The sequence below is a fragment of the Nocardiopsis prasina DSM 43845 genome (assembly GCF_000341265.1).
Taxonomy (GTDB): Bacteria; Actinomycetota; Actinomycetes; order Streptosporangiales; family Streptosporangiaceae; genus Nocardiopsis; species Nocardiopsis prasina.
In genome coordinates this window covers 39,265-48,728 of sequence record NZ_ANAE01000176.1, presented here as the reverse complement: position 1 = coordinate 48,728, position 9,464 = coordinate 39,265, and the positions used below count along the sequence as shown (strand labels likewise).

General features: G+C 71.5%; 5 protein-coding genes and 1 riboswitch. Of the genes, 1 reads left to right on the top strand and 4 read right to left on the bottom strand.

Annotation, left to right across the window (positions count from 1 at the left end; translation table 11 throughout):
• Together D452_RS0121520 and D452_RS0121515 are read right to left on the bottom strand one after the other, a co-directional pair.
• A partial coding sequence (locus tag D452_RS0121520; protein ID WP_394297097.1) for a polysaccharide deacetylase family protein occupies nucleotides 1-1,297 on the bottom strand: 1,297 nt, incomplete at its 3' end.
• Between the two features lie 231 nt (nucleotides 1,298-1,528).
• The gene (locus D452_RS0121515) at nucleotides 1,529-3,067 is read right to left on the bottom strand and encodes a polysaccharide deacetylase family protein (RefSeq protein WP_017546208.1); all 1,539 of its coding nucleotides are present in this window, start codon (nucleotides 3,065-3,067) and stop codon (nucleotides 1,529-1,531) included.
• A 246-nt stretch (nucleotides 3,068-3,313) separates the two neighbouring features.
• Nucleotides 3,314-3,498: riboswitch (cobalamin riboswitch) on the top strand.
• Nucleotides 3,499-3,653: 155 nt separating this feature from the next.
• On the opposite strand from D452_RS0121515, the gene metE reads away from it, so the two are divergent.
• Entirely contained in the window at nucleotides 3,654-5,930 is a 2,277-nt protein-coding gene (gene metE, locus D452_RS0121505; RefSeq protein ID WP_017546207.1) for a 5-methyltetrahydropteroyltriglutamate--homocysteine S-methyltransferase, read from the top strand.
• Between the two features lie 80 nt (nucleotides 5,931-6,010).
• Here metE and D452_RS0121500 read toward each other — a convergent pair whose 3' ends face one another.
• Together D452_RS0121500 and D452_RS0121495 are read right to left on the bottom strand one after the other, a co-directional pair.
• Complete coding sequence (locus D452_RS0121500; RefSeq protein WP_017546206.1) at nucleotides 6,011-7,099, bottom strand: hypothetical protein; 1,089 nt, start codon at nucleotides 7,097-7,099, stop codon at nucleotides 6,011-6,013.
• 606 nt (nucleotides 7,100-7,705) lie between these two features.
• Nucleotides 7,706-8,800, bottom strand: a complete 1,095-nt coding sequence (locus D452_RS0121495; protein ID WP_026129543.1) for a coiled-coil domain-containing protein — start codon at nucleotides 8,798-8,800, stop codon at nucleotides 7,706-7,708.
• Nucleotides 8,801-9,464 lie beyond the last annotated feature (664 nt).

Genomic DNA, 9,464 nt, shown 5'->3' with positions numbered 1-9,464 from the left:
CGTGCAGCAGCACCACCGCGCCCGGCTCGATCCCGGCCACCACGTTCTCCACGATCTCGTCCGGAGCGTGACCCTCCCAGTCCCGGCTGTCCACCGTCCACGCGACCTCCGCCATGTCCTGGGCGGCGATCTCCGCGTGCACGTCGTCGTTGGTGGCGCCGAAGGGCGGCCGGAACCGCTCCACCGTGAACCCGGTCTGCCGCCGGACCATCGCGCTCACAGCCGCCGTCTGCGCGGCCAGGTGCTCGGCGTCCATCTTGTTCATGTGCTCGTGTTCGTCGCCGTGGCTGGCGATCTCGTGCCCCTCCGCGTAGGCGCGTCGTAGCACGCTCGGCCGGGTCAGGGTCGGGCCGCCGTTGAGAAAGAAGGAAGCGGTCACCTCCTCCTCGGCGAGGATGTCCAGCAGGTGCGGAGTGGCCTCCACCGGGCCGTCGTCGAAGGTCAGGGCCACGCACCTGGTCCCGTCGTCGCGGCAGTCCACCTCGGGGTCGCCGGCGGTGACCACCCCGGGCGGCGGTCCGTCAGCGTCGTCTCCGGCTGCGGGCGGGGGCAGGTCGAGGTCGGGCTCCGCCACCAGGGAGGCTTCCCTGGCGCGCTCGCCCAGGCCCGACAGCAGGGGCTCGGACACCTCGTGCCCGACCACCACGGTTCTACGCCCGGGGGAGCTGTCGGGAACGTGTCCGTCCACGATCGGTGACAGGTGCCCGTCGTCGAACTCCACCACGAGGTCCCCCGACGCGTTGAACCCGATCGAGTCGTAGGTCCGCAGCACCGGGTGCAGCGCGTCGGGGTCCACGTCCTCGTCGTCGGCCAGGTCCTCGCGCGCGATGGCGTTGAGCTCGCCCAGCTCCTCCTGCCCGCGCAGGAGCTGGGTGGAGTAGGAGACCGTGCGGTCGCGGGCGTCGTACCAGTACGTCGAGTAGCCCTGCCGCAGCCCGTGCATGTCCTCCTCGGTGCGGACGAGCCGGACCCCGAGGACGCCGTCCCCGGCGGCGACCAGCTCCCAGCCGATGTCCAGGCTCACCGGATCGCGGGTTCCGGCGCGAAAGTCCCGGACCTCCTGGTCCACCCGTGCGGCGAGATCCTCCGCGAAGGCCTCGGCGCCCTCGAACTCCGGGTAGGCGACGCTGACCTTCACCCCCTCCGGCTCGTGGGGGTGGCCGGTGAAGTCCCCGGCGTCGCCGCGCCACTCACCGAGACCGTCCCCGACCTCGTCGGCCAGCACGGTGAGCCGCAGGGGATCGCCCGCGCCCACGCTCACCGCACCGTTCTCACAGGCGGCCAGCGGGAGGGCCAGCAACACTAGCGCGGTCCCCGGCCAGAACGGGTGTCCCCGGCCCGGTCGGGGCGGGGGAACGGTCCGGCCCGGTCCAACTCTCCTCGAAGCCAAAACCCGACTCCCTCGTCCCTCTAGGGGGTGCTCTCACGGTCGCTGGGAGCAACATAGGGGAGAACACCACGGCCCCCGGGCCGGTGTCCACATGTGGACACCGGCCCGGGGGCCGGGACGCTGGTCGGGCGGGTCGGGCTACTCCGAGCCTTCCGGGGCGCCCTCCTCGGACTCCTCCTCGGGGAGGCCGTCGACGTAGGTGCGGCCCGGCTCCGCGGTGCCGAGCAGCTGCGACACCGTGACCATGCTGTATCCGCGTTCGTCCAGCTCACGGATGATGTCGATCGACGCGTCGATCGTCGTGGGGTGAATGTCGTGCATCAGGATGATCGCGCCGTGCTCCGCGTCGCCCAGCGCACGCTTGCGCACCACGCTGGCCTTGCGGTCCCGCCAGTCGTTGGTGTCCGCGCTCCACAGGATCTGCGCCAGCCCGAGCTCCGCCGTGACCTCGGCGACCTGGCCGTCGGTGGCCCCGTAGGGCGGCCGCATCAGGTCCATCGTGTACCCGGTCTCCCGGTACACCAGGGCCTGCGTCGCCTCCAGGTTCTTGCGGGCCGCGCCCTTCGAGAGCTCGGTCAGGTTGGGGTGGTCCAGCGTGTGGTTGGCCACCTCGTGGCCCTCGGCGTAGGTGCGCCGCACCACCCACGGGTGCTCGACGACCGGGAGGCCGGTGACGAAGAAGGTGGCCTTGGCGTCGTGCGCGGCCAGGGCGTCCAACAGTTCGGGGGTGCCCCCGCCGGGACCGTCGTCGTAGGTGAGGGCGACACACTTGGCGGCCGGGTCGGAGCAGTCGACGGAGTCGTCACGCGGGGACAGCACACCCGGAGCGGCCTGGGAGGACGAGCCGTCCTTCTCGGCCTCGGGTGCGTCCGAGACCGTGAACTCGCGCACGCCCGTGGTCGCGGCCTCGCGCACCCGGAGCCCGAGGTCGGAGAGCAGCGACTCGGCCTCGTCCCGGGGCAGCACCGCGTGCACGCGGCCCGTGCTGACGGGGGCGACCTGTCCGGCGTCGAACTCCACCACGAGGTCGCCGTCCGGGTTGAAGCCCACCGAGTCGTACAGCGCGCTGATCGGGTACAGGGCCGAGGGCGCGGCGTCGGTGTCGGACACCGCCTCGCGGACCCGCTCGTTGAGCTCGGCCAGCTCCGCCTGTCCGGCGAGGAGGTGGCTGGAGCCGTGCACCGCGCCCGTGTCGACCTCGTACCAGTAGGTGCTGTGGCCCTCCCGGGTCTCCTCGGAGTCCGTCTCGGTGGTGGTCATCCGCACACCGACGATCCCGTCCTCGGCCGCGGTCAGCCCCCACTCACCGAGGAACGCGCGCGCCCCGGGGTTGGCCGCCTCGAACGCGTGGACCTGGGCGGTCAGGGTGCGGTCCAGGAAGTCGGACAGCGGACCGGCGTTCGGGATGGACGGGTAGGTGACGGAGACGTCCGCCCCACCCTCATAGGCGAGAGTGACCTCCTCCGTTCCGGGAACCGCGTCGGGGGAGACCGTGGTCAGTTGGTCGAATTCGCCTGTGGCCGGGAGCCGATCCCCGTCCTCGGCCGACTGAGCGCCGTCGCTGTCCGCCAGAGCACTGTCCTCCAACAGGCCGGGTGGTCGGGACGCCGACAGCACCAGCCCCAGAAGGACGACCATCGCGATCGCGACCGTGAGGAGGGGCTGGTCGGGAGCCATGGTCTGCCGGTCTTGCTGCTTCACCTGGGGTTCTCCACGTTCATCGTCAGACGAACGTTCGTGGGGGAGGAGGGGGAGCGCTCCCCCACGTAACGCTGATTGTCGGTTCTGATGCCGGGGTCCCGGCGCGGGTTCACGCCGAGTGGGCAAGGGCCACGCCGAGTGCATGGGCGGAGGGGGCGCTCCCTATACTTGCACCCGTGGAAGGTACACGCTCCACCCATGGTCACCCCGGAACCCCTCCGGGGCGGGCGTTGCGTGTCGAAAGAGGGAACCCGGTGCGAGTCCGGGACTGCCCCGCAGCGGTGAGTGGGAACGAACGTCGTCATAAGCACTGGTGATCCGACCGGAAAAGTCGGAAACCGGGAAGCGGCGACCAGTAGGAGGCCCGGCGGTAGCGTCGGAGGAGCCCACGAGTCCGAAGACCTGCCTCCGCCCGGCGGCGCGCCCGCGCCGTCGGTGGTCCCGTGCCCCGAGGGAGGGCCGAGGGCGGAGACAGCCATGCGCCGCGAGGCGTTCCTCGGTTGTCCGCGTCCTCGCTCGCCTCGCGGCCGGTACCCGGCTTTCGACGAGGGAGAGAAGCTCCATGCCCAGCACCCCGGCCTCCGGGCCGTCCGTGCGTTCCACCGTGCACGGGTACCCGCGCATCGGCCCCGACCGCGAACTCAAGCGCGCCAGTGAGTCCTACTGGAAGGGCGACACCACCGCCGCCGAGCTCGACACCGTCGCCTCCGAACTCCGCCTGGGCGTCTACGCCCAGCTGCGGGAGGCCGGCGTGGACGACCTGCCGTCCAACACCTTCTCCTTCTACGACCAGGTCCTGGACACGGCGGTCCTGTTCGACCTCGTTCCCGCCCGCTTCTCCTCCCCGGCTCAGGCCGAGGAGCGGGACGAGCAGCTGCGCCGCTACTTCGCGCTCGCCCGGGGCGAGCAGGGCGCCCCGCCCCTGGAGATGACCAAGTGGTTCGACACCAACTACCACTACCTCGTCCCGGAGCTCTCTCCCAGCACCCGGCCGCGCCTGGTCGGTGACAAGCCCGTCACCGAGTTCCGCGAGGCCTCCGAGGCCGGTTTCCAGACCCGCCCCGTGCTGGTCGGACCGCTGACCTTCCTCCTGCTGGCCAAGGCAGCCGACGACGCTCCCGAGGGCTGGGAGCCCATCGAGCTCCTCGACCAGCTCCTGGACGCCTACGCCCGGCTCCTGTCCGACCTCAGGGCCGCGGGGGCCTCCGAGGTCCAGCTCGACGAGCCGATCCTGGCCACCGACGAGGGCCGCGCCGCCGTCGGCCACCTGGAGCGCGTCTACCAGCGCCTGGGCGCCCTCACCGACCGTCCCTCCCTCCTCGTCTCCACCTACTTCGGCTCCATCGGCGCCGCCGCCCTGCGCGTGCTCAAGGACTCCCCGGTGGAGGCCGTCGGCCTCGACCTCGTCACCGACTCCGAGGGCGTCGAGGACCTGGCCGCCGTCTCCGGCCTGGGCTCCACCCGCCTGGTCGCCGGCGTCGTCGACGGCCGCAACGTGTGGCGCACGGACCTGCCCGCCGCCGTGGCGGAGCTGGGCACCCTGCTCGCCCTCACCGACGAGCTGACCGTGAGCACCTCCTGCTCGCTGCTGCACGTGCCGATCGACCTGGACGCCGAGACCTCGCTCGCACCCGAGCTGCGCGCGGCCCTGGCCTTCGCCAAGCAGAAGGCGGCGGAGGTGGCCCTGCTCGGCCGGGTCCTCACCGAGGGCGAGGACGCCGGGTTCGACGCGGCCGCCGCCGGGAACCCGTCGTTCACCGACGCCCGTGTGCGCGCCCGCCTGGACGCCCTGGGCCAGGACGCCTACGAGCGTCCCGAGGACCGCGGCGCTCCCACCGACGTCACGCTCACCACGACCACCATCGGCTCCTTCCCGCAGACCGCCGAGCTGCGCCGCGCCCGCGCCGCGCACCGCAGGGGCGAGCTGGCCACGGAGGAGTACGAGCGCACCCTGCGTTCGGAGATCGACCGCGTCATCGCGCTCCAGGAGGAGATCGGCCTGGACGTCCTCGTCCACGGCGAGCCCGAGCGCAACGACATGGTCCAGTACTTCGCCGAGCAGCTGGAGGGCTACGCGACCACCGAACGCGGCTGGGTGCAGTCCTACGGTTCGCGCTGCGTGCGTCCCCCGATCCTGTTCGGCGACGTCTCGCGCCCCGAGCCGATGACGGTCGAGTGGATCACCTACGCGCAGTCGCGCACCGACAAGCCGGTCAAGGGCATGCTGACCGGGCCGGTCACCATGCTCGCCTGGTCGTTCGTCCGCACCGACCAGCCGCTAGGCGAGACCGCCCGCCAGGTGGGCCTGGCCCTGCGGGACGAGGTCGCGGACCTGGAGCGGGCGGGCATCCGCCACATCCAGGTGGACGAGGCCGCCCTGCGTGAGCTGCTGCCCCTGCGCGAGGAGCAGCGCCAGGCCTACCTCGACTGGGCGGTGAACTCCTTCCGCCTGGCCACGTCGGGGGTGGCGGCGAGCACCACCATCCACACGCACATGTGCTACTCGGAGTTCAACCAGATCGTCGGTGGCATCGAGGCGCTGGACGCCGACGTCACCAGCGTCGAGGCGGCCCGTTCGCGCATGGAGCTCGTGGAGGCCCTGGGCCAGCGCGGCTACAAGCGGGGCATCGGCCCGGGCGTGTACGACATCCACTCGCCCCGGGTGCCCTCGGTCGAGGAGATCGAGACCTCGTTGCGGCTCGCGGCCACGCACGTGGACGCCGGGAACCTGTGGGTCAACCCGGACTGCGGTCTGAAGACCCGCGGCTACGCGGAGGCCGAGCAGGCGCTTCGCAACATGGTCGAGGCGGCCCGCCGGGTCCGCGCCGACCTTCCCTAGCGGGGACCGAACGCACGGAAGGGGGCCGCGGCGTCGCCGCGGCCCCCTTCGGTGTCCTCGCCGCTACGCGGCTCGGACGGTCAGCTGTTCCCGACGATGGCCAGCGCCTCGTTGGCGGCGTTGACCATGATGTCCTCGGTGTTGTCCGGAAGGGCGAGGCTGTCGTGGTCGCCCCGGGTGGTGTCGAGGTAGTAGGTCACCGTGATGATCAGGTTGTCCTGACGCATCAGCAGGCTGGCCTCGGGGAGCTTCTCCCCGAGCAGGTCGGACTTGGTGATGACCAGGTGCGCCTCGCTGCCGAGACCCTCCACCTCCTCGTCCACCTCGATGTCCGCGGCGTCGTAGCGGTCCGACTCGGAGTCGCCCCGGATGCGCTCCAGCGTGTACTGGATGTCCTCGGAGGCGGCCTCCGGGGAGTCGCTGGCGCTGTAGGGGAGCTTGAAGCCCACCTCCAGCGAGCCGAAGCCCTCGGTGGAGCTGCTCTCGGGGAGGTCGCCGAGGTTGGAGCAGCTCGACGTGTTGTCGGAGACGTACTTGCTGCCGCTGTCACGGAGGACGAAGTCCGTCTGCACCTGGTCGGTGAAGGACTCGCAGGGCTCGGTGGGCAGGGCGTGGGGCGGGTCGCCGAGGGCGCCGTTCGAGGCGGGGGTGTCCTCCTCGGCGGGCTCCTCCTCCGCGGGCTCCTCCTCTTCCGTGACCTCCGATGTCCCGTCGGGGCCGGAGGCGATCTCCTCGCCGCCGTTGCCGTTGGTGACGAGCATGATGACCACGGCGATCACCAGGACGACGATGACCACGCCGCCGCCGATGACCACCCACAGGCCGGCCTTGCTGCCGCCGCCGCCCTGCTGGGGCGGCTGCGCGGGCGGGTACCCGCCGGGTCCCATCGGGCCGCCCGGGCCCATGGGGCCGCCGGGCCCGGGGCCGTACGGCGGCTGGCCGCCCGCGTACATGCCCTGGTCGTGGCCGGGGGCACCCGGGTAGGGGCCGCTCTGGTCGTGGCCGGGGGCGCCCTGGTAGGGCCCCTGGCCGTAGCCGGGCTGTCCGCCGGTGGCGGCGTCACCGTAGGGGTTCCCCTGCGGCGGGCCGTAGGGCGGCTGTCCGCCGGTGCCGTCCCCGCCACCGTAAGGATTCTGCGGTGGCTGGTTGTAAGGTCCGTTTTCGCTCATGGCTCCCCTCGCCCGGTGATGTGGTGACCGTCATGTGTGAGGCGCACGTTGGCGCCCGTGAGTTCTCACGAGTTCCCGTGATCTGGCCACCGGCGGATCGCCGGGTGGGTGACAGCACGGGGAACCGTGGGGGAGGTGGGCCCGCCTCGGACGCCGTGACCGCGGGCGAGAGCGGACGGGCGAGGGCGGGAGTTCCCCGTGTCGTGAGGAGGTCCCCGGTTCAAACGGGGGCGCCGACCGCCGCGTGAGGTGCCAGCGGGTCGGTTCCCCGCAGGCCAGGGGTCGGGACGCCTTGCATCTTAGCCCTGACCGGTGTCAACGGGGCAGGCCGGACCTGGGGTTGGAGGGTGAATCGTCACCGTTTCGTGCTTCTGACACGCCAGTTGGTCATTTGCGTGACTTAATCGTGATGTACTCGCATGGACGGGGCGGCGAATCCTCGGGTATTGGAGCGCGTCGGCGGCACGGCCGCTGCCCACGGGACGCGCGGCCCGAAGCCCGCCCCTGACCTGTGAGACCGCGCCGGACCGCGTCACCGTGTGCGTCGTGTGGCTCCCGTGGCCGGTAGTGGCCAGGGGGAACGTGCCCGCCACCGGCGCCCCCGGGTCAGAACATCGAGATGTGCACGTGGTCGAAGTGGTTCTCGGTCATGTTGCCCCGGTCGGACATGTCCCGCCAGCCCTCGTCGCCGCGCCGCACGTCCCAGATCTGCTGGCGGTAGATGATGTACATGATCCCCAGGTCGTCGGCGTTCTCCATGGCCCACTCCGAGATCGCCCAACCGCGGTCGATCTCCTCCTGGCTGGGCATGCCGCCGTTCGGGTCCAGCATGAAGTCGCAGGCCCGGCCCTTGGGGTGCTCGCCGACCACGAAGCCGCCGTCGGGCCGGTAACAGCCGACCCCGCCCACGTCGTCGCCGCGTCCGAACTCCTCGATCACCAGGTCCCGCATCTGTTCCGTGCGGGGGGTGATGCTGTTGTGCGACTGCATGGGCTGGTTCGGGTGGTCGGCGATCAGAACGTGCACCTCCGACCGGCGGTCCTCCAGCTCGGTGAGGTCGTCCGAGGCCTCGTCCAGCCGCTCCTGGGCGTTCTGCTGAGCCACCTCGTCGCGCGAGAGCGCCTGGTTCAGGTGGTCGATCTTCTCCTGGTTCGTGGTGGTCAGGTAGTCGATGACCACGGCCCGGTCGATGACCTCGTCCGGTTCGGCCTCCACGAACAGCGACATGGCCGGGTCGATCCCGCTGCTGGTGTAGGTGGCCACCGCAAGGGAGACCACCTGGTCGCGAGCCTCCTTGACCTCCTTGCGGGTGCCGTCGGCGCGGCCCTGCGCCCGTTCGGCCTCCTCCATCACCGCCTCCATGTCCCGCAGTTCGCCCTCGTACTCCTCCGTCAGGGTCGCGGCCCGGGACTTGAGGTCGCTCATGCTCTCCGGCTCCCGGGGCGGAAGCCCGGGGGCCGGGGCGGCCGAGGCGGACAGGGGGACCAACGCCGTGGCGGCGACCAGGGAGAGGCAGAGCGCGGCCACCCGTGCTCCACCGGGACGAACGAGGGACGCCAGCCCGGACCCAGCCGACACGGACAGCGCACGCGCGCCCTCGGTCAGGTCGGCCAGGGCCTCACGCCGGGTGCGGGCCGGGGGGTCGGGTGCCCAGAAGTCCGCGTGGTCGTCGGCGGTGCCCCGTGGACGACCGGACCCCACCGCACCACCGGGGCGCACTGTGTCTTCGGTCTGTGCTCTGTCCTCGAACTGCACGGTGTGGTCTCCTCGGGCCCACACACGCCCCTGCCTGCGGGCACGGGCGCTGTGGGTGCGTCTGATCGTCTTTCCCGGGCGGGCGCGGCGGCCTGCGGCTGCCAGCTGCCCTCGGTGCTCATGGCGCGTGCGCGCCCATGAAGAGTCACGGGACGGTAATGAGTGTAGGCACTCATGAGGACTTTCGGGTGGGAGAGTACGGTACGTCTCTCCCACAAAGGCCTCGATGTGTTCTAAATAACCATATTCAGGTCAAGTATTTTGCTGAACCGACCCGGTCACCCATGGTTGAGTTGGTGCCGTGAAGGCTCCTGAGCACGGCAAAGCGACCCCCGCCACCACGGCGAACACCACCCGGCGGTGCGTTCCGCTGCCCGGCGGTCGCTGTCGCATGCCCCGTTAGTCACCTCTGACACCGAGCCGGTCCGGCTTCGCGCCGGGCCACCCCGGGGCCGCCCTCCACACGCCCCCGCGACCGCCGGACGTACCGGCGCGTCGCCGCCGCCCGCCAGGTGGACGCTTCGTACGCTCGGGTGTGGGCGTCAAACCCACGCTGAGTCCAGAGCCCTCCTGTGTCCGCGAGCGGTCTCCGGGACACCACCGCCAGACG